General features: G+C 63.0%; 22 protein-coding genes. 8 read left to right on the top strand and 14 right to left on the bottom strand.

The features are described 5' to 3' along the window. Positions 1-43: 43 nt before the first annotated feature. Entirely contained in the window at positions 44-247 is a 204-nt protein-coding gene (locus KI241_RS27105) for a twin transmembrane helix small protein (RefSeq protein ID WP_042731238.1), read from the top strand. Between the two features lie 9 nt (positions 248-256). On the opposite strand, the gene KI241_RS27100 is transcribed toward KI241_RS27105, so the two are convergent. The 4 genes from KI241_RS27100 to coxB form a co-directional block, all read right to left on the bottom strand. After that, positions 257-1,144, bottom strand: a complete 888-nt coding sequence (locus KI241_RS27100; RefSeq protein WP_042731239.1) for a cytochrome c oxidase subunit 3 — start codon at positions 1,142-1,144, stop codon at positions 257-259. A 24-nt stretch (positions 1,145-1,168) separates the two neighbouring features. Beyond that, positions 1,169-1,720: a cytochrome c oxidase assembly protein gene (locus KI241_RS27095; RefSeq protein WP_042731240.1), complete on the bottom strand. Its 552-nt coding sequence runs from the start codon at positions 1,718-1,720 to the stop codon at positions 1,169-1,171. Positions 1,721-1,851: 131 nt separating this feature from the next. Next, positions 1,852-3,444, bottom strand: coding sequence for a cytochrome c oxidase subunit I (gene ctaD, locus KI241_RS27090; protein ID WP_024778458.1), 1,593 nt, complete (start codon positions 3,442-3,444; stop codon positions 1,852-1,854). A gap of 82 nt (positions 3,445-3,526) precedes the next feature. Continuing rightward, positions 3,527-4,654, bottom strand: a complete 1,128-nt coding sequence (gene coxB, locus KI241_RS27085; RefSeq protein WP_042731241.1) for a cytochrome c oxidase subunit II — start codon at positions 4,652-4,654, stop codon at positions 3,527-3,529. Between the two features lie 374 nt (positions 4,655-5,028). Between coxB and KI241_RS27080 the strand changes: the two genes are divergently transcribed. Beyond that, positions 5,029-5,679 (top strand): hypothetical protein, encoded by a 651-nt coding sequence (locus KI241_RS27080; protein WP_042731242.1) that lies wholly within the window; start codon positions 5,029-5,031, stop codon positions 5,677-5,679. 130 nt (positions 5,680-5,809) lie between these two features. Here KI241_RS27080 and KI241_RS27075 read toward each other — a convergent pair whose 3' ends face one another. From KI241_RS27075 to KI241_RS27065, 3 genes are all read right to left on the bottom strand, one after another. After that, positions 5,810-7,339, bottom strand: coding sequence for a SulP family inorganic anion transporter (locus KI241_RS27075; RefSeq protein ID WP_042731243.1), 1,530 nt, complete (start codon positions 7,337-7,339; stop codon positions 5,810-5,812). Positions 7,340-7,432: 93 nt separating this feature from the next. After that, positions 7,433-8,164 (bottom strand): carbonic anhydrase, encoded by a 732-nt coding sequence (locus KI241_RS27070; protein WP_042731244.1) that lies wholly within the window; start codon positions 8,162-8,164, stop codon positions 7,433-7,435. A 265-nt stretch (positions 8,165-8,429) separates the two neighbouring features. Then, positions 8,430-9,488: a PA0069 family radical SAM protein gene (locus tag KI241_RS27065; RefSeq protein ID WP_042731245.1), complete on the bottom strand. Its 1,059-nt coding sequence runs from the start codon at positions 9,486-9,488 to the stop codon at positions 8,430-8,432. Between the two features lie 185 nt (positions 9,489-9,673). Between KI241_RS27065 and KI241_RS27060 the strand changes: the two genes are divergently transcribed. Next, a complete protein-coding gene (locus KI241_RS27060; RefSeq protein WP_212803158.1) occupies positions 9,674-10,354 on the top strand; it encodes a tyrosine-protein phosphatase in 681 nt (226 codons plus the stop codon). On the opposite strand, the gene KI241_RS27055 is transcribed toward KI241_RS27060, so the two are convergent. The 3 genes from KI241_RS27055 to prlC all read right to left on the bottom strand — a co-directional run bounded on the left by KI241_RS27055 (position 10,296) and on the right by prlC (position 14,821). Continuing rightward, positions 10,296-12,344: a M3 family metallopeptidase gene (locus tag KI241_RS27055; protein WP_212803157.1), complete on the bottom strand. Its 2,049-nt coding sequence runs from the start codon at positions 12,342-12,344 to the stop codon at positions 10,296-10,298. The two genes, KI241_RS27060 and KI241_RS27055, sit on opposite strands and share 59 nt — an antisense overlap. Before the next feature lie 123 nt (positions 12,345-12,467). Then, the gene (locus KI241_RS27050; protein ID WP_042732621.1) at positions 12,468-12,746 is read right to left on the bottom strand and encodes a YheV family putative zinc ribbon protein; all 279 of its coding nucleotides are present in this window, start codon (positions 12,744-12,746) and stop codon (positions 12,468-12,470) included. Next, positions 12,743-14,821 carry an oligopeptidase A gene (gene prlC / locus KI241_RS27045; protein WP_185057677.1) on the bottom strand — a complete coding sequence of 693 codons (2,079 nt, stop codon included), beginning with the start codon at positions 14,819-14,821 and terminating at the stop codon, positions 12,743-12,745. The genes KI241_RS27050 and prlC overlap by 4 nt, the downstream gene beginning before the upstream one ends. A gap of 72 nt (positions 14,822-14,893) precedes the next feature. Here prlC and KI241_RS27040 point away from each other — a divergent pair, with 72 nt between their 5' ends. Further along, a complete protein-coding gene (locus KI241_RS27040) occupies positions 14,894-15,439 on the top strand; it encodes a gamma carbonic anhydrase family protein (protein ID WP_042732622.1) in 546 nt (181 codons plus the stop codon). Positions 15,440-15,651: 212 nt separating this feature from the next. Further along, positions 15,652-16,302 (top strand): HAD family hydrolase, encoded by a 651-nt coding sequence (locus KI241_RS27035; RefSeq protein ID WP_053150401.1) that lies wholly within the window; start codon positions 15,652-15,654, stop codon positions 16,300-16,302. A 20-nt stretch (positions 16,303-16,322) separates the two neighbouring features. Here KI241_RS27035 and KI241_RS27030 read toward each other — a convergent pair whose 3' ends face one another. The 4 genes from KI241_RS27030 to aspA form a co-directional block, all read right to left on the bottom strand. Further along, on the bottom strand, positions 16,323-17,315 hold the full coding sequence (locus KI241_RS27030) for an AraC family transcriptional regulator (RefSeq protein WP_042731960.1): 993 nt from the start codon (positions 17,313-17,315) through the stop codon (positions 16,323-16,325). A gap of 161 nt (positions 17,316-17,476) precedes the next feature. Next, entirely contained in the window at positions 17,477-18,481 is a 1,005-nt protein-coding gene (locus KI241_RS27025) for an asparaginase (RefSeq protein WP_042731959.1), read from the bottom strand. Positions 18,482-18,612: 131 nt separating this feature from the next. Further along, entirely contained in the window at positions 18,613-20,064 is a 1,452-nt protein-coding gene (locus KI241_RS27020; RefSeq protein ID WP_042731958.1) for an alanine/glycine:cation symporter family protein, read from the bottom strand. 572 nt (positions 20,065-20,636) lie between these two features. After that, positions 20,637-22,061 (bottom strand): aspartate ammonia-lyase, encoded by a 1,425-nt coding sequence (gene aspA, locus KI241_RS27015; RefSeq protein ID WP_042731957.1) that lies wholly within the window; start codon positions 22,059-22,061, stop codon positions 20,637-20,639. Between the two features lie 178 nt (positions 22,062-22,239). Here aspA and KI241_RS27010 point away from each other — a divergent pair, with 178 nt between their 5' ends. The 3 genes from KI241_RS27010 (at position 22,240) to KI241_RS27000 (ending at position 25,119) form a co-directional block, all read left to right on the top strand. Next, the gene (locus tag KI241_RS27010) at positions 22,240-23,157 is read left to right on the top strand and encodes a LysR substrate-binding domain-containing protein (RefSeq protein ID WP_047735729.1); all 918 of its coding nucleotides are present in this window, start codon (positions 22,240-22,242) and stop codon (positions 23,155-23,157) included. A 372-nt stretch (positions 23,158-23,529) separates the two neighbouring features. Further along, the gene (purE, locus tag KI241_RS27005) at positions 23,530-24,021 is read left to right on the top strand and encodes a 5-(carboxyamino)imidazole ribonucleotide mutase (protein WP_003196369.1); all 492 of its coding nucleotides are present in this window, start codon (positions 23,530-23,532) and stop codon (positions 24,019-24,021) included. Between the two features lie 12 nt (positions 24,022-24,033). After that, positions 24,034-25,119 carry a 5-(carboxyamino)imidazole ribonucleotide synthase gene (locus KI241_RS27000; protein ID WP_042732869.1) on the top strand — a complete coding sequence of 362 codons (1,086 nt, stop codon included), beginning with the start codon at positions 24,034-24,036 and terminating at the stop codon, positions 25,117-25,119. Positions 25,120-25,177 lie beyond the last annotated feature (58 nt).

Raw genomic sequence — 25,177 nt, 5'->3', positions numbered from 1 at the left:
GATAGCTATACTCACCTGCATCGCGTCCCCCGGAGTGTCCCCAATGCTAAAAGCGGCCATCGTCCTGATGCTGATTGCCACGGTTGCGAGCCTGTTCAGCGGCCTGTTTTTCCTGGTCAAGGACGACAGCGATTCCAATCGCCTGCTCATTGCCCTGGCCGTTCGGGTCGGCTTGGCCGCGGTCACCGTCGGCTTGATCGCCTGGGGTTTCTTCAGCGGCCAGCTGGTGTCCCATGCCCCGTGGTAACGCGTGCTCCTAGAGCACGTAGACGAAGATGAACAAGCCGATCCACACCACGTCGACGAAGTGCCAATACCAACTCGCCGCCTCGAAGCCGAACTGATGCTCGTTGTCGAAATGCCCGCGCAGGATGCGCATCAGCATGACGAACAGGATGATCGTGCCGATGGTGACGTGGGCGCCGTGGAACCCCGTGAGCATGAAGAAGGTGGCGCCGTAGACGCCGGAGCCCAGGGTCAGGCCCAGTTCCTTGTAGGCGTGGATGTACTCCTCGGCCTGGAAGCCCAGGAAGGCGCACCCCAGCAGCACGGTAATCGCCAGCCATAGCTTCAGCGCACCGCGATGGCCTTTCTTCAGCGCGTGGTGGGCGATGGTGATGGTGACGCTGGAACTGACCAGTAGCACGGTGTTGAGCAGCGGCAGCCCCCAGGGGCTGATGACCTCCTTGGGTGCCGGGTAGAGTTTCGGGTCAGGGTTGTTCAGCAACGGCCAGGCGTATTCGAAGTTGGGCCAGAGCATGTGCGACAGGCCCTTGGTACCTTCGCCCGCCAGGCCCGGCACCGACACATGGCGGACATAGAACAGCGCGCCGAAGAAGGCGACGAAGAACATCACCTCCGAGAAAATGAACCAGCTCATGCCCCAGCGGAACGAGCGGTCGAGCTGCGGGCTGTAGAGCCCGGCGCGGCTTTCCTTGATCACCGCGCCGAACCAGCCGAACAGCATGTAGGCCACCAGCAGGCCGCCGATGAAGAAGATGAGTGGGCCGTGGGATTCCGGTCGTGCGGCCTTCAAGTCGTTGAACCAGGTCGCCAGGCCATACACCGTGACGAACATCCCGACCGTGGCGATGATCGGCCATTTGCTCTGGGCCGGAACGTAATAGTGTTCGTGAGTTGCCATTTATTGTTCTCCTTATCGGGCACGCTATCGGTCAGTGTTTAGAGCCACCGGTGGATGACGAGCGGTGATATCGAACAGCGTGTAGGACAGCGTCAGGTGCTTCACATCCTTGGGCATGTCCCGGTCGACGATGAAGCGCATGGGCATTTCGATTCGTTCTCCGGGTTGCAGCACTTGCTGGGTAAAGCAGAAACATTCGGTCTTGTGGAAGTACGCCGCGGCGGTGCTCGGCGCGATGCTTGGCACGGCCTGGGCACTCATCGGCCGGTTGGTGGGGTTGTGCGCGACGAAGACCATTTCGTTCACGGCCCCCGGCTGGACCACCAACTGATCGCCCTTGGGGTAGAAGTCCCAGGGCATGTCCACCGCATTGGTCGACAGGAACTGCACACGCACCTGCCGCGACGCATCGGTGACCTGCTCGCCCTCGTACTGCCCGGCAGTCTTGCCGTTGATGCCGAACGCCTTGCACATCACGTCGTAGATCGGCACGAGGGCGAAGCCGAAGACGAACATGGCCACCACCACGACCAGCAGGCGGGTGACCAGTTTCTTCAGCGAAATCGAGTCAGCCATGGTTTCCCATCCTCACCGAGAACCCTGTGGGAGCGGGCTTGCTCGCGAAGAACGATGACGCGGTGTTTCTGTCAGACCGCGTCGTCTGATTCGCGAGCAAGCCCGCTCCCACAGGAGGCCTGTGTGTCATCTCATTTCACTTCCGGCGGCGTAGTGAAGGTGTGGTAGGGCGCCGGCGATGGCACGCTCCACTCCAGCCCTTCGGCGCCATCCCATGGCTTGGCCGGTGCCGGTGGGCCGCCACGGATGGTCTTGATCACGATGAACAGGAAGAAGATCTGCGTGGTGCCGAACATGAACGCGCCGATGGACGAGACCATGTTGAAGTCGGCGAACTGCAGGTTGTAGTCGGGAATACGCCGGGGCATGCCGGCCAGGCCGACGAAGTGCATCGGGAAGAACGCCATGTTCATCCCGATGAACGACAGCCAGAAGTGCAGCTTGCCCAGGGTCTCGTCGTACATGTGGCCGGTCCATTTCGGCAGCCAGTAGTAGGCCGAGGCGAAGATCCCGAAGATTGCGCCGGGCACCAGTACGTAGTGGAAGTGCGCGACCACGAAGTAGGTGTCCTGGTACTGGAAGTCCGCCGGGGCGATGGCCAGCATCAGCCCGGAGAAGCCGCCGATGGAGAACAGGATCACGAACGCCACGGCGAACAGCATCGGCGTCTCGAAGGTCAGCGAGCCTTGCCACATGGTGCTGGCCCAGTTGAACACCTTCACGCCGGTGGGCACGGCGATCAGCAAGGTGGCATACATGAAGAACAGCTCGCCCACCAGCGGGATGCCCACCACGAACATGTGGTGCGCCCAGACGATGAACGACAGGAACGCAATGGCCGCGGTGGCGTAGACCATCGAGGTGTAGCCGAACAACGGCTTGCGCGAGAACGCCGGGATGATCGAGCTGACGGCACCGAAGGCCGGCAGGATCATGATGTACACCTCGGGATGGCCGAAGAACCAGAACACGTGCTGGAACAGCACCGGGTCACCGCCGCCGGCGGCACTGAAGAAGCTGGTGCCGAAGTGGATGTCCATCAGCATCATCGTCACGCAGCCGGCCAGCACCGGCATCACCGCGATCAGCAGGAACGCGGTGATCAGCCAGGTCCAGACGAACAGCGGCATTTTCATCAGCGTCATGCCGGGGGCGCGCAGGTTGAGGATGGTGGCGATCACGTTGATCGCGCCCATGATCGAACTGATGCCCATCAGGTGGATGGCGAAGATGAAGAACGTCACGCTTTCCGGCGCATAGGTGGTGGAGAGCGGGGCGTAGAAGGTCCAGCCGAAGTTCGGCCCGCCGCCGGCGGTGAACAACGTCGACACCAGCAGCAGGAACGCCGCCGGCAACAGCCAGAAGCTGAAGTTGTTCATGCGTGGCAGGGCCATGTCCGGCGCGCCGATCATCAACGGGATCATCCAGTTGGCGAGGCCGACGAAGGCCGGCATCACCGCGCCGAACACCATCACCAGGCCGTGCATGGTGGTCATCTGGTTGAAGAACGCGGGCTCCACGATCTGCAGGCCGGGCTGAAACAGCTCGGCGCGGATCACCATGGCGAACGAGCCGCCCAGCAGGAACATGGAGAAGGCGAACCACAGGTACAGCGTGCCGATGTCCTTGTGGTTGGTGGTCAGTACCCAGCGCATCAGGCCCTTGGCGGGGCCGTGGGCGTGGTCGGCGCCGGCATGACCGTGGTCATCGATCACAGCACTCATGTCCTGTCTCCTTCGAACGATTGGGCTGGACGGCGCGGAGCGGCGAGCCCCGACCGGTTGCGGGAAAACGCTTCAGGTCGGCTCATTTGCTTTCCGCCTGTTTGAGTTCCAGCACTTCTTTAGGCGTGACCATGTCGCCCTTGTTGTTGCCCCAGGCGTTACGTTCATAGGTCACGACGGCCGCGATATCGACCTCCGACAACTGCTTGCCGAACGCCGCCATGGCGGTGCCGGGCTTGCCGTGGAAGACGATGCTCAAGTGATCGGCCTTGGGCCCGGTGGCGATCTTCGAACCCTTGAGTGCCGGGAACATCGGCGGCAGGCCCTGGCCTTCGGCCTGGTGACAGGCCACGCAAGTGGTGTGGTAGATCTTGTCGCCACGTTCCTTGAGCTCGTCGAGGGTCCATTCCTTGCTGGTCAGCTCCTTGAGCTGCGCGGCTTCGGCCTTGCGTTCACCCAGCCATTTCTCGTAGTCGGGCTTGCTCTTGACCTCGACCACGATCGGCATGAACCCGTGGTCCTTACCGCACAGTTCGGCGCATTGGCCGCGATACACGCCAGGCTTGTCGACGCGGGTCCAGGCTTCGTTGACGAAACCGGGAATCGCATCGCGCTTGACCGCGAAGGCCGGTACCCACCAGGAGTGGATCACGTCGGCGGAGGTCACCAGAAAGCGCACCTTGGCATCGACCGGCAGCACCAGCGGCTTGTCGACCTCCAGCAGGTAGTGCTCGCCCTTGGCGCTCTGGTTATGGATCTGTTCGGCGGGCGTGGCCAGGTTGCTGAAGAACTCGACGTCCTGGCCCAGGTATTTGTAGTGCCATTTCCATTGGTAGCCGGTGATCTGGATGTCGATGTCCGACTCGCTGGAGTCATACATCTTGATCAGCGTGGCGGTAGCGGGAATCGCCATGGCCACCAGGATCACGAAGGGCACAATCGTCCAGAGGATCTCGACGCGGGTGTTTTCGTGGAAGTGGGCGGCATTCTGGCCGGTTGAGCGGCGGTGCATCATCATCGACCAGAACATGGCGCCGAAGACGATGATGCCGATGACTACACAGATCCAGAAGATGGTCATGTGCAAGTCGAACACTGCGTTGCTGATCTGTGTCGCTCCAGGCGCCATATTCACAGTCCAGGCGGCTTGTGCCTGACTGAAAATCGACCACAACAGGAGGCCCATCCATACGTGTGGATGTCGCGTCATTGCGGGTTCCCCTTATCGTTCTTGTTATCCCGTAGGCGTAACGCCTGCGGCAAGGAGAGCGGCTACATCAGACTGCGAACTCGACCGCCGTGCCTTGCTGCCTATGCATCGGGTGTCATCAGCTAACTCCATTCCAACCCGAGTATAGACAGCGACTGCAACCTCGCAACGCGACCGCGTAAATCGTTTGAAACAGGGGGACTTGCGCCAGGGACCGCGAATGGAGAACCATTCGGCCTTGAGTGATGGCAAACCGATATAACTGTGACGCATCAAGGAAGAGCGCAATTATGAAAAATAGGTCTTAGGAGTGTGTTTGCGCCAGCTAAGTTATGTCTTCCCTATTTCATTGCCTTTGTTTCCCTGGAGTTGTCATGAACACCGCCGCATTGCGCGAGCAGATCCAAAAAGCCCAACAACACGAAGCCCAGACCGGCCAGTTGGCCCGTCAGTTGGAAAACCAGTTACCTCACCTGCACCGTGCTATCCAATTGCCCGAGGCGAATGCCAACGCCGTCCTGGCGCGCTTTGTCGCCGCCTACATCGATGAAGTGCCTGACCTGCTGGATGCCGCCAACGAAGTCGCCAAAGAGGCGGGCATCGAGCCGCAGATCAAGCCGGTCCTGAAGATCGCCGAACAGTACTTCCTCCAGCCGCCGACGATCATGGCCGGCCATGTCGGGCTCGACAGCCTGCTGGACGAAGCCTACCTGGCCCATCGATTCGTCGAAGAGGTCAATGACCTGTACATCAAGCATTTCGGCCAGCCACTGATCCCCCTGGACATGACGGTCGCCAATCTGATTGCCCACCAGTTGATCGGCGAAGCCTTTGCCAACCAACTCGATGAAGTGGTGCATCACGCCTTCGACGAGATGCTCAACGACGAGACGTTCGCCCTGGAGTCGGTGGAAACCTACCGCGAGAAGCTCAGCAGCCCGAACACCGGCGCCGCGTGGAAGCGCTGGCCATGCATGTCACGCCGCCTGGGCCTGGGCCTGGAGCTGGATCAGCCAGCGGCTTGATCCAGAGCTGTATCCTCACAAACCCCCTGTGGGAGCGAGCTTGCTCGCGATGGCATTGGATCTGCCAACATTGACGTTGACTGATACGCCGCTATCGCGAGCAAGCTCGCTCCCACACTGATTGGGGATATCAGGCAGAAGCTGCGCCCACCCCGACGGTCGTGCGCAACCGCCCCTCCAGCCGACGCTTGAGCCCGCGGGATTCGATCAACAGCTTCGAGCCCTTGCTGGCATTCGCCCGGCCCCATTCTTCCAACAGCTCCAGGCACGAATGGTCGATGTAGCTCAGGTTATTGAGCGGTACATGCACCGTCACGCCCTCGGGCAGGGTGTCCAGCACCTGGGTCAGCGCCGGGACCTTGAGGAAGGTCGCCGCGCCCACCAGCCGCAGTTCCATCTCACCTTCCTGGGGCAGGTCGATCAGGCTGATCTTCAACCGCGAGGCTTTCCAGGCCAGTTTCGCCAGGGTCAGGCCGAAACCGATCAGCACGCCGGTCAGCAGGTCGGTGAAGATGATGGCCAGCGCCGTGGCGGCGTAGGTGAACATCGGCATCCGGCCATAGCGGCCCAGGTTTCGAAAGGCCTTGACGTCCACCAGTTTGAAACCGGTGTACACCAGCACCCCCGCCAGGCTCGCCACCGGAATGCTCTGCAGCACACTGGACAGCAGCAACACGAACAGCAACAGCCACAGGCCGTGGAAAATCGTCGACATCCGGGTGGTTGCCCCGGCCTGGACGTTGGCGGAGCTGCGCACGATCACACCGGTCATCGGCAAGGCGCCGACCAGGCCGCACAGCATGTTGCCGATGCCTTGGGCCGAGAGTTCCCGGTCGAAGTCCGCCCGTTCGCCGCTGTGCATGCGATCCACCGCCGCTGCCGACAACAGGGTTTCGGCGCTGGCGATGAACGCGACCGCGAAGGCGGCAATCAGCACCGTCGGGTCAGCCAGGTTCAATAGGTCCGCCGGGCGTAGCCAGTCGATGGCGTCGGCGAGGTTTTCCGGGACTTCCACGCGTTTGACCTGCAAGGCCAGCAGCAGGCTGGCGATGGTCGCCAGGCCTACGCCGAGCAAGGCGCCGGGGACGAAGCGCAGGCTGTGGGGACGAAACTTTTCCCACAGCCACATCACCGCAATCGTCGACAGGCCGAGCAGCCCGGCCTGCCAGCCGAAGGACGGCAAGGCCTGGCCCACCGCAGCCGGGAAGGCCAGCAGGTTATCCAGCCCGGACGGCTTGGGCGCCGCGTCGAGCATCACATGGACCTGGGACAACACGATCAGCACGCCGATGCCCGCCAGCATCCCGTAGACCACCGCCGGTGCGGTCACCCGGAACCAGCAGCCGAGGCGAAAGCGCCCGGCCAGCAGTTGCAGGAGCCCGGCCAGCAGCAGGATCGGCCCGAGCATCGCCACGCCATGTTGGCGCACCAGTTCGAAGACCAGCACCGCCAACCCGGCGGCCGGGCCACTGACCTGCAATTTGGAGCCGGCGAGGAAACCCACCACCAGACCCCCGATGATGCCGGTGACCAGCCCTTTGGCGGGCGGCAGGCCGGAGGCGATGGCAATGCCCATGCACAAGGGCAGCGCCACCAGGAACACAACCACGGAAGCGAGTAGCTCGCGTGGCAGAACAGCTTTTAATTGAGCAGCACGCATGGCGACTCTCCCGAAGTTTCTTCAGGCATGGCAAGGCCCGACCGCCGAAAGGGCGGCAGGCTTTGTTCCACGCAAGGATGGTATTAGGAGCGGTTAGAAGCGCGCTTTGGGCGTCGCCACCGGGATCGGTCGGCTACCGTCGAGCGGCAGGAAACAACCCCGGTCCGCGTCGAAGGCTTTGATCTCGCTGGTCTCGATGTTGTACACCCAGCCATGGATGAACAGCTGGCCGCTGGCCATGCGTGAGGCCACCGAGGGGTGCGTTCGCAAGTGCTGCAACTGTGCGATCACGTTCTCTTCGGTGAGGATGGGCATGGTCTGTTTTTCGTCGCCGCACGGGCAGTTGTCATGGACCATGGTCTTGGCCACTTCGGCGTGGCGCAGCCAGGCTTTGACCGTGGGCATCTTTTCCAGGGTTTGCGGATTGAGTACGGCACGCATGGCACCGCAATCGGAATGGCCGCAGACAATGATGTGCTGCACACCGAGGGCCAGCACGGCGTACTCGATGGCCGTGGACACGCCGCCGTTCATCTGCCCGTAGGGCGGGACGACGTTGCCGACGTTACGGGTGACGAACAGGTCGCCGGGGGAACTGTGGGTGATCAACTCGGGCACGATGCGCGAGTCCGCGCAGGTGATGAACATCGCCCGGGGAGATTGGGCGGTGGCGAGTTTCTTGAAAAGCTCTTCCTGCTGTGGGAAGACTTCGTGATGGAAATGCAAAAAGCCGTCAACAATATGCTGCAGCGCTGCATCGGCGGTCTCCGCCTCGGGTTGGGCTGAAGCCGACGCAGCCAACGGCTGTTTATCCTTGTCACTCATGATTCATCCTCTTTGACGGTTCGGTGTCCAACGTGACGGATCCAGTCACACTGGCCACTAGTGGCTGGTTAAAAAACGTCCAGGTCGATGGGTTCGACCCGTCAGTCACTCGTGAAACAAGGTAGCGGCCGAAACTTAACTCAAACTGAATCAACGGCTCTAGGACGTAGATTACAAGGCATGAATCACAACCCAACGGGGCCTGGCCCCGGTGTGTGAACGGTGTGTGAACGTTGTTTTAACGCTGTTTCAAGGTCAACTGTATTCAAATCAAGGACATTTGTCGGCCCGGCGGACAAAAGGCGTCGCAATCGAGCGTGTAGCCTTCGCGCCGATCCAGCCCCAGGCGCTTGATCGCCTTGGTGAAACGCTGGGCCAGCAGGTCGGCGAAGGGGCCTTCGCCGCGCATGCGGCTGCCGAACTGGCTGTCGTACAGTTCGCCACCACGGCTCTGGCGGACCAGGCTCATCACGTGGGCGGCGCGCTGCGGGTAGTGCGCCTGCAGCCATTGCTCGAACAGCGGCGCCACCTCCAAGGGCAGGCGCAACATGATGTACGACGCCGACTGGGCGCCGGCGGCGTGGGCTTCGGCCAGCAGGGCTTCGATCTCGCTGTCGTTGATCATCGGGATCATCGGTGCACACAGCACCCCCACCGGGATGCCGGCCTCGCGCATGACCTTGATTGCCCGCAACCGCGCCTTGGGCGCCGCCGCGCGCGGTTCGAGAATGCGCTTGAGCTCATCGTCCAGGGTGGTGAGGCTGATCATCACCGCCACCAGCCGCTGGCGGGCCAGTTCCGTGAGCAGGTCCAGGTCGCGCAGAATCAGCGAGCCCTTGGTCACGATGGTCACCGGATGGCGGTAGCGCAGCAGCACTTCCAGGACCCTGCGGGTGATGCGCTGCTCGCGCTCGATGGGCTGGTAGGGGTCGGTGTTGGAGCCCAGGTTGATCGGCGCGCATTGATAGCCACGCTTGGACAGCTGTTCTTCCAGCACATCGGCGGCGTTGCTCTTGGCGATCAGCCGGGTTTCGAAATCCAGCCCCGGCGACATGTCCCAGTACGCATGGCTGGGACGGGCGTAACAGTAGATGCAGCCGTGCTCACAGCCGCGGTAGGGGTTGATCGAGCGATCGAAAGGGATGTCCGGCGAGGTGTTGCGGGTGATGATGGTCTTCGCCGTTTCGAAGCGGATTTCGGTGCCCTGGGTCGGCGGCACTTCCTGATACCAGCCGTCATCCTCGACCACCGAGCGGCTGGGGGCAAAGCGGTTGTGCGGGTTGGCCGCGGTGCCACGGCCACGTGGCGGCAGGGGGGCTGACATGGCTAATACTCCGAAGCTGTATGAACATACAGTATATCGCCCTCTGCCTTTGGACCAGTGCCATTCAGCGGCCCGGTCATCACCGAACGCAATTCACAACACTTTGACGTCCTGCTTACGGGTTTTTAACCGGAGCGAGCCGACACTGCGCACCTTCGAACCCTTTTGTTTCCGGTCGTCCGTGCATGTTCAAGCTCTGCTCCCGTTCACTGTGTTGCCTGGCCTTGCTCATTGGGCTGGCCGAAATGCCCGCCCAGGTGGCGGATGCCGTGCAGACGCGGCCCCCTGAGTGGGCGCAGCCTGTGGAAAAGGATTACAACCTTTACCAGATGTCGCCCACGCTTTACCGCAGCTCCTTGCCGAACGGCGGCGCTATGCCATTGCTGACGAAGCTGCGGATCGGCACGGTTATCACGTTCCTGCCGGAATCGGATGCGCGCTGGCTCTCCGACCCTGGTATTGAACAGGTCCGGCTGCCTTATCGCACCAATCACGTCGACGACAGCGACATCCTTCGCGCCCTGCGCGCCGTCCAGGCCGCGGAAGCCAAGGGGCCGGTGCTGATGCACTGCAAGCACGGCTCGGATCGAACCGGGCTGGTGGCGGCCATGTACCGGGTGGTGGTGCAGGGCTGGAGCAAAGAGGACGCCTTGAACGAAATGACAGAGGGCGGCTTCGGTGACAGCCATCACTTCAAGGACGGTGTTCGTTACGTGATGCAGGCCGATGTGGAGAAACTCCGTCTGGCGTTGGCGAACGGTGACTGCAGCACCAGCGTCTTCGCGCTGTGTTCCCTGGAAAGCTGGGTCAACTCGACCGTCTCGGCCCCGCACCTCGATCCGCAGATGGTCCGGCCGGACCACTGATTGGCGGTGCGCCTGCAAAGGCGGCGATGGATTCGGACAACGGTCGCGAGTCCCCCGGTGCAAAAATGATTTCACGCAGTGCGCGGCCGGTGGCCGGGTTGAACAGCCCCTCGCGCTTGAACCGGTGGAACACACTGGCGGCCAGCTCCTTCGTCCAGGCGTAGGCGTAGAGCTTTGCCTCGTAGCCGGTCACCAGGTAATCCAGGCTGTTGGGCCAGCGTTCGGGCGCGGTCACCGGCAGGTGCTGCAATTGAGCGTTGGCTTGATCGAAGACCTGCTGGGCGCTGCGCCCGTCGCCGTGGGTGCGGTGCAGTTCCAGGTCGAACAGCGCGTTGCGCAACAGCACGGCGGTTTCCCAACTGGCCTGGGTCCGGGTGAAGGTCAGCAACTGGTCGGCGACCGTGTCGGGCATGGCTTCGCCGCTCTGGTAGTGCCGCGCGACGCGCACCAGGCCCTGCCTGGAAAAACACCATTGCTCGAACAAGACCCCGGCAAACTCGGCGGTGTCGCGAGACAGGCCGTTGATGCCCGACAGGTCGCGATAGTCGGCGCGGGTCAACACATGCTGCAGGCAATGGCCGAACTCGTGGAACAGGATGCGCAGTTGCAGGTGGTCGAGCAGCACCGGCTCCGGCCCCTCGCTGCGCGGCAGCCAGCCATGCAGTACGGCAATGGGGTGTCGGGGGCGGCCCTCGGCGGTGATATGGCGGTTTCGCAGGGTGCTGGTGTGGGGGAAACCGTCTCGGTTGGGGGCCGAAAACGGATCGAAATACAGGTAGCCGATCACCGCCCCCCATTCTCGGACCTCGTAAAGACGCACGTCCGGGTGCCAGGTCGCCACCTCCTGGCGCTCGACGAAGTCGACGCCGAACAGCGTCGTGGCCATCTGCAACAGCTGTGCAAAAGTGGCGTCCAGTGCGAACCAGACGCTCAGCGCCTCCTTGGATGCGCCGGCCGCTTGCTGGCGAAGTTGGTTGGCCAGGTACGGGTAATCCCAAGGCTGGAGTTCGTCGAGGCCTTGCTGCGCGGCAAACGCCTTGAGCTGGTCGGCGTCGCGCTTGAGGTGACGCTGCTGGCGTTCGAGTTGGCGCCGCAGGAACGCTCGCACTTCTTCGGTGGACGCGGCTTGCTCCGGCTCGATCGCCATCTGGGCAAAGTCGGTGTAGCCCAGGGACGTGGCGTACCGATGCCGGTCATCGAGCAATTGCCGGAGCATGTCGCTGTTGTCGAACTGCCCCGCGTGGGGTCCCTGATCCGATGCGCGGGTGCTGTAGGCTTCGTGCACCTGCTGGCGCAGCAAGCGATCGTCGGCGTATTGGCTGACGAGGCCATACGCCTCGTCGCTGAGGGGCAGCAGCCATCCGCCGTGCCCGGCTTCCCGCGCCTGGCGGGCCATCTGCCGCTTGAACCGGGTCGGCAGGCCACGCAACCGGGCTTCATCGTCAAACGTCATGCGCCAGGCCTGGGTGGCCATGTGCAGGTTCTCCAGGAACAATCCCTGGACTTCCTTGATGCGCAGCTTCAACACGCCCAGGTCGGCCGGCAAGCTCTCCGCCGCGCCGCTGTGGTGCAAGCGCCGCAGGATTTTCTCCAGCACTCGCTTGCGCGCCGGTGAAAAATGCCGGGCGATCGCGCTGTCCGCCAGGCGCCGGTAGAGCGTGAACAGCGTGGGATGGCGTTTCAGCCAGGCTTGGAAATCATGCAGCCGTTCGCTGCAATCGAGGGCCACCTGCGCCCAGGCGTCCCCTGTGCGGGTCGAGGTCAGCAGGTGCAGCAGATATCCGAAACCCTCCAGTCGCGAATGGATGGCGTCCATGGCCAACACGAGGTCGTCCCACGTGGGAAAGGGCGTCTGGGTCTTGATGATGTCGGCCACTTGGGCGCGGCTCTCGGCCAGGATCCGGTCGAGGGCCGGCGAGAAATGGCGGGCCTGGATCCGTGCGAACGGGGGCAGGTCATAGGCCTGCAACAGCGGGTTGTCGTCGGGCATGAGGCCTTCCTGTCAGTCTGTACGTGCTGGACAGTCTGGGAAGGAAGGCCGCGTGCCGGGCGGTAACTATGTATGGCCTGTGGTGTGATCTTCCGGGCGGGTCGGGAGGTCACACCGCAGGTTTCAGTCGGTTTTCTTCTTCAACTTGGGGTTGGGGAAGAACTGCACCGCCTGGACCTTGGCGTCCGGCACCTTGGGCGCCGAGGTGTTGACGCGCGTGCCCAGTTCCTTGGGCACCGACAGGCCTTGCTCGTTGAGTGTGTCGGAATAACCGCAGGCCACGCATTCGCGGTGGGGTACGCCGTCTTCGTTCCACATCATCAGCTTGTCCGGCTCACTGCACGCCGGGCAGACCGCCCCGGCGATGAAGCGTCGTTTGGTGATCACAGGCCCCTCGCTCATGCTGCCGCGTCCTCGGTCAGGCCGCTATGGCGCAAGAGTGCGTCAATCGACGGCTCACGGCCACGGAAGTCGACGAACAGCACCATCGGCTCTTGCGAGCCGCCGCGGGCGAGGATGGCTTCGCGGAACGCGCGGCCGGTGTCGGCGTTGAGCACGCCGTCCTCTTCGAACTTCGAGAACGCGTCGGCCGACAACACTTCCGCCCATTTGTAGCTGTAGTAGCCCGCCGCGTAGCCGCCGGCAAAGATGTGCGCGAAGCTGTTGGGGAAGCGGTTGTAGGCCGGCGGCCTCATGACCGACACCTCGTCGCGCACGCCTTCGAGCACTTGCAGCACGCTGCGGCCGTCGCCGTGGGTCGCGTGCAGCTCGAAGTCGAACAGCGAGAACTCCAGTTGACGGACCATCATCAGGCCGGACTGGAAGTTTTTCGCCGCGAGCATTTTTTCCAGCAGGTCCTGGGGCAGCGGTTCGCCGGTTTCATAGTGGCCGGAAATCAGCGCCAGGCCTTCGGGCTCCCAGCACCAGTTTTCCATGAACTGGCTCGGCAGCTCCACGGCATCCCAGGCCACGCCGTTGATGCCGGACACGCCTGCATGCTCGACACGGGTCAGCAGGTGGTGCAGGCCATGGCCGAATTCGTGGAACAGCGTGGTGACCTCGTCGTGGGTCAGCAGCGCCGGCTTGCCGCTGTCGGCCGGGGTGAAGTTGCACACCAGGTTGGCCACCGGGCTTTGCAGCGAGCCGTCGAGGGTGCGCCGATGGTCGCGCGCGCCATCCATCCAGGCACCGCCGCGTTTGTTGGCGCGGGCATAGAGGTCGAAGAAGAAACGGCCGACGTGTTGGCCATTCTCCTTGATCTCGAACAGGCGAACGTCCGGGTGCCAGGTGTCGAAACCTTTCAGTTCGGCGATCTCGATGCCATAGAGGCGTTGCACGATGGCGAACAGGCCGCCCAGTACCTTGTCGATCGGGAAGTAGGCACGCAGGGCTTCCTGGGCAACGCTGTAGCGCTGCTGGCGCAGTTTTTCGCCATAGAAGCCGCTGTCCCAGCTTTGCAGGTCGGGGCAGCCCTGTTCGGCGGCGAAGGCCTTCAACTGCTCCAGGTCCTGTGCGGCGAACGGTTTGCTGCGCTTGGCCAGGTCCCGCAGGAAACCGAGCACCTGGTCGCTGGACTCAGCCATTTTGGTCGCCAGGCTCAACTCGGCGAAATTGGCGAAGCCCAGCAGTTGGGCCAGCTCCTGGCGCAGGTCGAGGATCTGTTCCATCACCGGGCCGTTATCGTTCTGGCCGGCATTCGGGCCCTGGTCCGAGGCGCGGGTGCAGTAGGCCGCGTAGACCTCTTCACGCAGGGCGCGGTCTTCGGCGTAGGTCATCACCGCGTAGTAGCTGGGGAATTCCAGGTTGATCAGCCAGCCGTCCAACCCCTTGGCCTGCGCGGCGGCGGCCATCTGCGCCTTGGCCGAGTCGGTGAGGCCGGCGAGGGCGGCTTCGTCAGTGACGTGCTTGGTCCAGGCCTGGGTGGCGTCCAGCAGTTGGTTGGAGAAGCGGCTGCCCAGCTCGGACAACGTGCTTTGCACCTCGGCGTAGCGCTTCTGCTGCTCGGGCGGCAGGTCGATACCCGACAGACGGAAGTCCCGTAGGGAATGCTCGAGGATGGTTTTTTGCGCGATGTCGAACCCGGCGGCTTCGGGGCTGCGCGCCAGGGCTTCGAATGCCTGGAACAGTTCGCGGTTCTGGCCCAGTTCGGTGGAATACGCACTCAGCGCCGGCAGGCAGGCCTCGTAGGCCTCGCGCAGTTCGGGGCTGTTACGCACGGCGTTCAAATGGCTGACCGGGCTCCAGGCAGCGCCGAGGCGGTCATTGAGTTCGTCCATCGCCAGCACCAGGCCGGCCCAGGTCGGCTGCTGCCCCTGGCTCTTGAGGATTTGCGCGATGGCCGCGCGGTTGTCAGCCAGGATCTGCTCGATGGCCGGTTGCACATGCTCGGCACGAATCGCCGAGAATGGCGGCAGGTCATAGGGTTGCAAAAGAGGGTTGTTCACGCTCACGGTTGGCACCTTGGCTGGAAGAAACATGGGGCCATCTTAATTACAATCGACGCTCACCGCAGCTAGCAGCACCTATCAGCCGAAAAGAGAGAGCCTATCGTGACCCTTCGCACGTACCAGAACCACAGCCCACGGCTTGCCCGGGGCGCCTTTGTCGACAGCACCGCGGTGGTGATCGGCGACGTCGAGATCGGTGAAGACAGCTCCGTCTGGCCGCTGACCGTCATTCGTGGCGACATGCACCATATCCGCATCGGTGCCCGCACCAGCGTCCAGGACGGCTGCGTGCTGCACATCACCCACGCCGGGCCTTTCAACCCCGACGGTTTTCCATTGCGGGTCGGCGACGACGTGACCATCGCCCACAAGGTCATGCTCCATGGCTGCAGCGTGGGCAGCCGGGTGTTGATCGGCATGGGCAGCATCGTGATGGATGGCGCCGTGGTCGAGGACGACGTGATCATCGGTGCCGGCAGCCTCGTGCCGCCGGGCAAGCGGCTGGAGAGCGGCTTCCTGTACGTCGGCAGCCCGGTGAAACAGGCCCGGCCACTGACCGACAAGGAGCGTGCGTTCTTCACCTACAGCGCGGCGAACTACGTGAAGCTCAAGGACCTGCACCTGGCCGAGGGTTATGACCGGATCTGAATCGCCCACTTAAGCATGTCGAATGACCATTGTGACGAGGGGATTTATCCCCGTTGGGCTGCGCAGCGGCCCCAAACCAGTTGGCGCGATGCTTCATGTTCGATTGCGATCAGCTTGTTAGGGGCTGCTCTGCAGCCCAGCGGGGATAAATCCCCTCGCCACAGTTTCAGTCAAGCCCTTCGAGTGAACTGCATGACCACCCAGGAGTTTTAATGCACTACCAAACCCTACTCTTCGACCTCGACGGCACCCTCACCGACCCGCGCGAGGGCATCACCCGTTCGATCCAGTTTGCCTTGAGCAAGCTGGGCATCGACGAACCCGACCTGACCCGCCTCGAACATTTCATCGGCCCGCCGCTGTTGCAGGCGTTCATGCAGTTTTATGGCTTCGATGAGGCGAAGGCCTGGGAGGCGGTGAATTTCTACCGTGAGCGTTTCAAGGTCACCGGGCTTTATGAAAACCGCGTCTTCGACGGCGTGATGCCGTTGCTGGAAACCCTGGGCGGGCAGGGCCGGCAGCTGTACATCGCGACGTCCAAGCCCTGGGTCTTCGCCCGGGAGATCGCCCGCCACTTCGACTTCGCCCGGCACTTCAAGGTGATCTACGGCAGCGAACTGGACGGCACCCGTACCGACAAGGTCGAGCTGATCGCCCACCTGCTGGCCGAAGAAAACCTCGACCCGGCCAGCACCCTGATGATCGGCGACCGCAAGCACGACCTGATCGGCGCCCGCAGCAATGGCCTGGACGCGGCGGCGGTGGGGTATGGGTTTGGCAGCCATGAGGAGTTGTGTGCCGAAAGCCCGGCCTATCACTTCCAGACGGTGGACGCGTTGCACCGGGCGTTTGTGCGCGGCTAGTTAAATCTTCATCGAACGGCTCAAGGCCTGAACTGGCTCGGCGCTACGCCGCTCCAGCGTACGAAAGCGTGGCGGAAGCTGGCGGTTTCACTGAAGCCGAGCAGCTCGGCGATCCGGTAGATCGGCAGTTGGTCCTCGCACAGCATCTGCTTGGCCCGTTCGAAGCGCAGCTCGTCCAGCAACTCCTGGTAGCTGCAACCCAGCTCCTTGAGGTGCCGGCGTAAGGTGCGCGCCGAGCAGTTCATCTGTTCGGCCAGGCTTTCCAGCCCGGGGGCGGCGTCCAATTGAGCGCTGAGTAACTGGCGGATCCGCCCCAGCCAGGCTTGGCGGCCGGTGAATTCGGTGTTCTGCCGGCGGCAACGTTCGGCCATGGCGTGGTGGGTGATGGGGTCGGCCAGGGGCAGGGGTTGCCCGAGCCATTGGCGGTCGAAGGCGAACCCGTTGTCCAGGCTGTTGAAGCGCACCGGGCAATCGAAGTGCGCGCTGTACCGGGCCTGGTAATCCGGCGCCGCATGTTCGAAGCGTGCCGCGCGCAAGGGCAGCGGATGGCCGAGCAGGTCGTTGCAGATGACTTTCAGCGAAACCATGCAGAACTCGGCGTTGAACACCGCCAGGGCCGGGTTCTCTCGATAGTCGCTGGCGCTGAGCCAGACGTACTCGCCATCGTCGTCCAGGTTCAGTTCAAAGAGTGTTCCCAATAGCGCCGGATAGTGCAGCGCCAGGCGCAAAGCGTCACCTAAGGTGGCACTGGTGAGCAGCGCATAGCCGAGCATGCCGTAGGAGGACACGTGCATGTCCCGCCCCAGTTCCAGGCCGATGTCCCGCTTGAGGGCCACGGCGTTGGCGCAGACCTGCATCTCCTGATTGGTGGTGATGCGCGTGTCGGCCCGGCTCAGGTCCGCCGTGCTGATGCCGCTGCCGGCCAACAGGGCGTCACTGGGCAACCCTTCGAGCTTGAAGGCGTTGAGCACCAGGGAGACGGCGTTGAGGGTGGTGAGGTGGGAATGCAGCATGTCCGTTTCCAGCCTGGGGAAGGCTGGAGATCGAGCAAGTTGTGTGCCGTACCTTTCGTTGGCATAGGGATGCTGTGGCGAGAGAGCTTGCTCCCTCTGTGCTGTGAGCGCTTCGCGCTCAAGCGGGAGCAAGCTCCCTCGCCACAGGTTACGGGCCTACCTCAGGCGAGTTCGCCACACAAATCCAGCTCGACCAACCGGCGAACCTCGTCCACCGGCAAGCCGGCGCCAATCAACGCCTGCACCTTGCCGAACGCCGCTTCGCGGGTCATGCCACCACCGGACAACACGCCGACGCCCCGCAGGCGGCTGCCGGCCTCGTACACATCCAGCTCGACGCCTCCTTCGTGGCATTGGGTCACCGCCACCACGACCACGCCGTTGTCCCGCGCTCGCTGCAGGCTGGCAAGGAAGGCTGGGTTGTCGCTGGGCCCGGTGCCGCTGCCGTAGCACTCCAGCACCAGGCCCTGGATACCGCTGCCCAACAGGCCATCGAGGATTTCGGCGCTGATGCCGGGAAACAGCGGCAGCGCCGCGACGTTCGCCAGTCGCTTGGGCTGGTTGTAATTCAGTTGCGTCGGCAGGGAAGGCGCCTTGGCGCCGCCACCCTGGCGTTCCAGGCGCTTGAACGGGTGACGGCCGAAGCTGCGCACTTTCGCGCAGCGGGTCGGTGGCAGCAGCTCGCCATGGAAATACAGGTGCACGCCCGGCGCCAGGCCCTGGCCGAGGGCGACCAGGGCGCCGCTGAGGTTTTCCCAGGCGTCGCTGTCGGTCACGCCCGCCGGCAACATCGAGCCGGTGAAGCAGACGCGGGCGTGCAGGCCGAGCAGTTGGAAGCTCATCGCGGCAGCGCTGTAGGCCAGGGTGTCGGTGCCGTGCAGGATCAGCACGCTGTCGCACCCTTGCACATCAACCGCCTCGACCACCGCTTCGCGCAGTTGCTGCCAGTAGTCCGGGGTCATGTTGGCGCTGTCGATCAAAGGCGACATTTCCCGGAAGCGCCACTGCGGGACGACGAGTTCGGGTTGGCTGTGCAGGTAGTCGCGCATCCGCGCTTCGAAACCGGATGCAGGCGCCAGGCCGTGGGCGCTGGCTTGCATACCGATGGTGCCGCCGGTGTAGAGCACCATGACGTGTTGGGCGGCAGGGTAGGTCGAGGCATTCATGGTTGTTCTCCAGGAAAGAAAACGGCAGCTTCAATGGGCTGCCACAACATAAGGCCGAGCATGACGCCGACCTTACGCTGTGTCACGCCGGGCGCAGGGGATGCGCCCGGTTTTTCAACAGTGGTCGCCGATCAGCGTTGCGCTGCGGCCACGCCCGCCGGGGCGCCCTGAGGGTTGGCAACCGGTGCCGACGGGTTGGCCGGCCAGGCCTTGCGGTCCAGGTCCAGGTCGGGGAACTGGCTGGAGTCGAAGACAGGCACCTTGATACCGGCCGAACGCTGGTTGTCGTAGTCGCGCAGGATGCGCATGCCGACCTTGAACAGCAGGAACAGCGCAATCAGGTTCACGAACGCCAGCAGGGTCATGGTGATGTCGGCGAAGGCGAACACGGTGCTGAGGTTTTCGATGGCACCCCAGAAAATCAGCACCAGTACCAGCGAGCGATAGGCGATCAGAGCCTTGCGGTTCTCACCCAGCATGAAGCGCAGGTTGTTCTCGCCCAGGTAGTAGTTGTAGAGGATCGAGGTGAAGACGAACAACGCCAGGGCCACGGAGATGAACATCCGGCCCCAGTCACCGACGACCGCCGCCAGGGAGTTCTGGGTCAGGGCAATGCCGTCGCCTTCGAAACCTGGGGTATAGAAGCCGGACAGCAGGATCAGCAGCGCAGTGCAGGTGCAGATCACGAAGGTGTCCAGGAACACGCTGAACGCCTGGACCACACCCTGGGCGACCGGGTGCTCGACCGACGCCACGGCCGCCACGTTAGGCGCACTGCCCAGGCCGGCTTCGTTGGCGAACACGCCGCGCTTGACGCCCATCACGATGGCGCTGCCGATCAGGCCACCAAAGGCTTGATCCAGGCCGAAGGCGCTCTTGACGATGGTCGCGAGCATGGCCGGCACGTGGTCGAATTGCAGCACGATCACGTAGATGGTCACGCCGATGTACACCAGGGTTTTGACCGGTACCAGCAGGTCGGCGACCTTGGCGATGCGCTTGATCCCGCCGATGAACACCAGGCCCAGCAGGACCGCCAGGCCCAGGCCGGTGTAGGTGGTGTCCAGGCCAAAGGCGTTGTTCAGCGAGTGGGTCACGGCGTGGGCTTGCAGGCCGTTGAAGGCGAAACCGAAGGTGATCAGCAGCAGGAAGGCCATGATCATGCCCAGCCAGCGCTTCTGCAGGCCGTGCTGGATGTAGTAGGACGGGCCGCCACGGTACTGGCCTTCGGAGTCGCAGCGCTTGTAGAGCTGGCCGAGGGAGCACTCGAAGAAGCTGCTGGACATGCCGACCAGGGCGGTCACCCACATCCAGAACACCGCGCCGGGTCCGCCAAGGGTCACGGCGATGCCGACACCGGCGATGTTGCCCGCGCCGACGCGGCCGGCCAGGCTGAGCATCAGGGCCTGGAAGGAACTGAGTTGGCCAGCGCTGCTTCTGAGGCTGTCACGGAACACCGCGAACATGTGGAAGAAATGGCGGAACTGGACGAAACGCGAGCGGATCGTGAAGTAGCTACCGAGCCCAACAATGAGCACGATCAGCACTTTCCCTGAAAGGAAGTCGTTGATGACTTCGAGCATGAGTATTCCTCGCTGTTTTTTGTTTAAGCAAATGCTGGCCAGTTGGAAACATCGCGTTACATCGGCCGGCGGACGGCACGACAGGCGAGGCGATGTTTCGTCCCGGTCCATTTCGCGGGTTTGTTATTAGTTCGGGTTTCGCATGTGTTGGGGTCTCGCTACCGACGACCGCGCATGCGAAGAGGGGCGGCACTATACCTATCAGTGCGGTGCCCGTCTGCACAGTTGTGGTGCGTCCGACGAAACGGACCTTTGAAACAACCGGGCTCCTTTCAGTGCCCGGCATCTGCGGAGCTGCTTTGTGTGGGAGCGGGCTTGCTCGCGAATGCAGGGTGTCAGCCGCCATGACGTGTGCTGATACACCACATTTCGCGAGCAAGCCCGCTCTCACCTTCTTCAGCTTCCAGACTTCTTTTCTGCCTCTGGTCAATTAAAAAAAGGGCTTGGGGACGAGCCCCAAGCCCTCAAAAGGTGAGAGGTGTCTAGTCCCTCGACCTGGTGAGCGTTGGCTTTGTACGAAAAGTGCCTGATCGCCGCTCGGCGACCTTTCGTACAAACCCTAGTCGCGTCGATCACGCTTTGAGCGGGACCAGGCGCGGAGCAATCATGTTTTCCGGGCGCAGGATGTCGTCGAGCATGGCGTCGTCGAGCAAGCCTTCCTCACGCACCAGTTCCAGCACGCCGCGGCCACTTTCCAGGGCGACACGGGCGATGCGGGTGGCGTTTTCATAGCCGATGTACGGGTTCAGGGCAGTGACCAGGCCGATCGAGTGTTCGACCAGCTCGCGGCAGCGCACTTCGTTGGCGGTGATGCCGACGATGCAGTGCTCGCGCAGCATGTCCATGGCCCGTTGCAGCAGGCGGATCGAGTCGAAGATCTTGAAGGCGATCAGCGGCTCCATCACGTTCAACTGCAGTTGGCCGCCTTCGGCTGCCATGGTCAGGGCCAGGTCGTTGCCGATGATCTGGAAGGCCACCTGGTTGACCGCTTCCGGGATCACCGGGTTGACCTTGCCAGGCATGATCGAGCTGCCTGGCTGGCGGGCCGGCAGGTTGATTTCGTTGATGCCGGTGCGTGGGCCGCTGGACAGCAGGCGCAGGTCGTTGCAGATCTTCGACAGCTTGACCGCGGTGCGCTTGAGCATGCCGGAGAACAGCACGAAGGCGCCCATGTCGGAGGTGGCTTCGATCAGGTCGGCGGCCGGTACCAGCGGCTGGCCGCTGATGGTCGCCAGGCGCTGTACGGCCAGGGCCTGGTAGCGCGGGTCGGCGTTGATGCCGGTGCCGATGGCGGTGCCGCCCAGGTTCACTTCGGTGAGCAGTTCGGGTGCCAGGGTCTTGAGGCGCGCCAGGTCTTCGCCCAGGGTGGTGGCGAAGGCGCGGAATTCCTGGCCGAGGGTCATCGGCACGGCGTCTTGCAGCTGGGTGCGGCCCATTTTCAGGACGTGGCTGAATTCTTCACCCTTGGCCGCGAACGCCTGGATCAGGCTGTCTAGGCTGGCCAGCAACGCATCGTGACCCAGCAGCAGGCCCAGGCGGATCGCGGTTGGGTAGGCGTCGTTGGTGGACTGCGCCATGTTCACGTCGTTGTTCGGGTGCAGGTACTGATATTCGCCCTTGTTGTGGCCCATGACCTCCAACGCGATGTTGGCGATGACTTCGTTGGCATTCATGTTGGTCGACGTGCCGGCGCCGCCCTGGATCATGTCCACCACGAATTCTTCGTGGAAATCACCGCGGATCAATCGTGCACAGGCTTCGCTGATGGCGGCGTGCTTGGCTTCGCTGAGCTGGCCCAACTCGCGGTTGGCATCGGCGGCGGCTTGCTTGACCATGGCCAGACCGACCACCAGCTTGGGGTAATGCGAAATCGGAACGCCGGAGAGGCGGAAGTTGGTCACCGCTCGCAGGGTCTGGATGCCGTAGTACGCTTGTGCCGGTACTTCGAGTACGCCAAGCAGGTCTTTTTCTGTGCGGAAAGATGCAGCGGAGGACATGACGGAAATCATCTCGATAAGGACCCGGTCTGAGCCGGAACGCCTCGAATCCTAGGCCTGCATGCAAATTAGGGCCAATGCTGTTAAACACTGCCCTATGCATATTCGGCATAATGCCGGTGTGACGCCGGCGTTATGGCGAGCGTGTGACCCGTTTTGGTGCATGTGGGAGGACGTGATGAATCTTGAAAGCAAATGGCTCGAGGACTTCAGTGCCCTGGCCGCGACTCGCAGTTTCTCCCAGGCGGCCGAGCGGCGCTTCGTCACGCAGCCGGCGTTCAGTCGCCGGATCCGCAGCCTTGAAGCGGCACTGGGGCTGACCCTGGTCAACCGTTCGCGCACGCCCATCGAACTGACGGCGGCCGGGCAGTTGTTCCTGGTGACGGCGCGCACGGTGGTCGAGCAACTGGGTGAAGTGTTGCGTCATCTGCATCACCTGGAAGGCGGGCAGGGCGAGGTCATCCAGGTGGCCGCCGCGCATTCCCTGGCGCTGGGCTTCTTCCCGCGTTGGATCGCGCAGCTGCGCAACGAAGGCATGAACATCGCCACGCGCCTGGTGGCGACCAACGTGGGCGACGCCGTCCACGCCCTGCGCGAGGGCGGTTGTGACCTGATGCTGGCTTTCTATGATCCGGACTCTGCGATGCAGATGGACCCGGAGATCTTTCCGTCGCTGCACCTGGGCCAGACCCAAATGCTCCCGGTGTGTGCGGCGGATGCGGACGGCAACCCACTGTTCGACCTCGAAGGCGAGGCCAGCGTGCCGCTGCTGGCCTACAGCGCCGGGGCGTTTCTGGGACGCTCGGTCAATCAGCTCCTGCGCCAGCGCGCGCTGCGCTTCACCACTGTCTATGAAACAGCCATGGCCGACAGCCTGAAAAGCATGGCCCTGGAAGGCCTCGGGATCGCCTGGGTGCCGCACCTGAGCGTGCGCGCCGAACTGGCCCGGGGCGAACTGGTGATCTGCGGCGGGGCGCAATGGCACGTCCCACTGGAGATCCGCCTCTACCGCTGTGCCCTGGTGCGCAAGGCCAATGTCCGGTTGTTGTGGCGCAAGCTGGAGGGCGGGGTGGCGCAGGGTGTTCCCGGATCCTGAAGACAGCGCAGACCCCTTGTGGGATGTCACTGATATCAGGGTCATCACCGAGCCCCTGTGGGAGCGAGCTTGCTCGCGATGACGGACTGACATTCACCGTTGCATTGACTGACCGGTCGCTATCGCGAGCAAGCCCGCTCCCACAAGGGATTTGTGTCGTTGTTCTGCTGACCTCGAAGTCAATAAAACCGCCGCTTCGCCTCAAATGACAGATGGTCGGCGAAAGTGCGTTTAACGCACCGTTTTCGGTATACTGCCCGGCCTTCGGTCGGTTCACCCGGCCATTATTCGTACAACAAGCCACGCCGGTTTCCCGCGTGGCTTGTTGTTTTTTGACGCGCCCGCGGGCGCCCAGAGAGAAGAGGCACATTGATGAGTGCATTGGTTGGCGTGATCATGGGCTCCAAGTCCGATTGGTCCACCCTTAGCCACACCGCCGATATGCTGGAAAAGCTCGGCATCCCCTACGAGGTGAAAGTGGTCTCTGCCCACCGCACCCCGGACTTGCTGTTCCAGTACGCCGAAGAAGCCGAGGCCCGTGGCATCGAGGTGATCATCGCCGGTGCCGGTGGCGCGGCCCACTTGCCAGGCATGTGTGCGGCCAAGACCCACCTGCCGGTGCTGGGCGTGCCGGTGCAGTCGTCGATGCTCTCGGGCGTCGATTCGCTGCTGTCGATCGTGCAGATGCCGGCCGGCATCCCGGTGGCGACCCTGGCCATCGGCAAGGCCGGTGCGATCAACGCCGCCCTGTTGTCGGCGAGCATCCTGGGCGCCAAGCACCCGCAGTTTCATACCGTGCTGAAAAAATTCCGTGCTGAGCAGACAGACAGCGTCCTGGACAACCCGGACCCGCGCATTGCCTGAGGTGGTTGACGAATGAAGATCGGTGTAATCGGTGGCGGCCAGTTGGGTCGCATGTTGGCCCTGGCGGGGACGCCGCTGGGGATGAACTTCGCTTTCCTGGACCCAGCGCCGGACGCCTGTGCCGCCGCGCTGGGTGAGCACCTGCGGGCCGATTACGGCGATCAGGATCACCTGCGCCAGTTGGCCGATGAAGTCGATCTGGTGACTTTCGAGTTCGAAAGTGTCCCGGCTGAAACGGTTGCCTTCCTGTCCCAGTTCGTCCCCGTCTACCCAAGCGCCGAGGCGCTGCGGATCGCTCGCGATCGCTGGTTCGAAAAGAACATGTTCAAGGACCTGGGCATTCCTACCCCGGCCTTCGCCGACATTCAATCCCAGGCCGATCTCGACGCGGCCGTCGCCGCCATCGGCCTGCCGGCTGTCCTCAAGACCCGCACCCTGGGGTATGACGGCAAGGGCCAGAAAGTTTTGCGCAGCCCTGAAGACGTGGCCGGCACCTTTGCCGAACTTGGCAGCGTGGCCTGCCTGCTGGAGGGCTTCGTGCCGTTCACCGGGGAAGTCTCGCTGATCGCCGTGCGTGCCCGCGACGGTGAGATCCGCTTCTACCCGCTGGTGCACAACACCCACAAGGACGGCATCCTCAAACTGTCCGTCGCCAGCACCGACCACCCGCTGCAAGCCTTGGCCGAGGATTATTCCAGCCGGGTGCTCAAGCAGCTCGACTATGTCGGCGTCATGGCGTTCGAGTTCTTTGAAGTGGACGGTGGCCTCAAGGCCAACGAAATCGCCCCGCGTGTGCACAACTCCGGGCACTGGACCACCGAAGGCGCCGAGTGCAGCCAGTTCGAAAACCACCTGCGGGCGGTGGCTGGCCTGCCGCTGGGGTCGACCGCCAAGGTCGGTGAAAGCGCGATGCTGAACTTCATTGGCAAGGTGCCGGACACCGAGAAAGTCCTGGCGATTGCCGACTGCCATCTGCATCACTATGGCAAGGCCTTCAAGGCCGGCCGCAAGGTGGGTCACGCCAACCTGCGTTGTGCTGACCGGGCGACCCTTGCCCAGCAGATCATCCAGGTCGAGGCGCTGATCGCCGAGCAATAATCTGAAACATTGTTGGAACCATTCGTCGGCCGAATTCTCTCATGGCAAGGTGCCAAAG

This window comes from Pseudomonas sp. Cab53, from assembly GCF_018325965.1.
Classification (GTDB): Bacteria; Pseudomonadota; Gammaproteobacteria; order Pseudomonadales; family Pseudomonadaceae; genus Aquipseudomonas; species Aquipseudomonas chlororaphis_E.
Note: the sequence above shows the minus strand (reverse complement) of the source record. Positions and strands in the feature narration are given on the sequence as shown.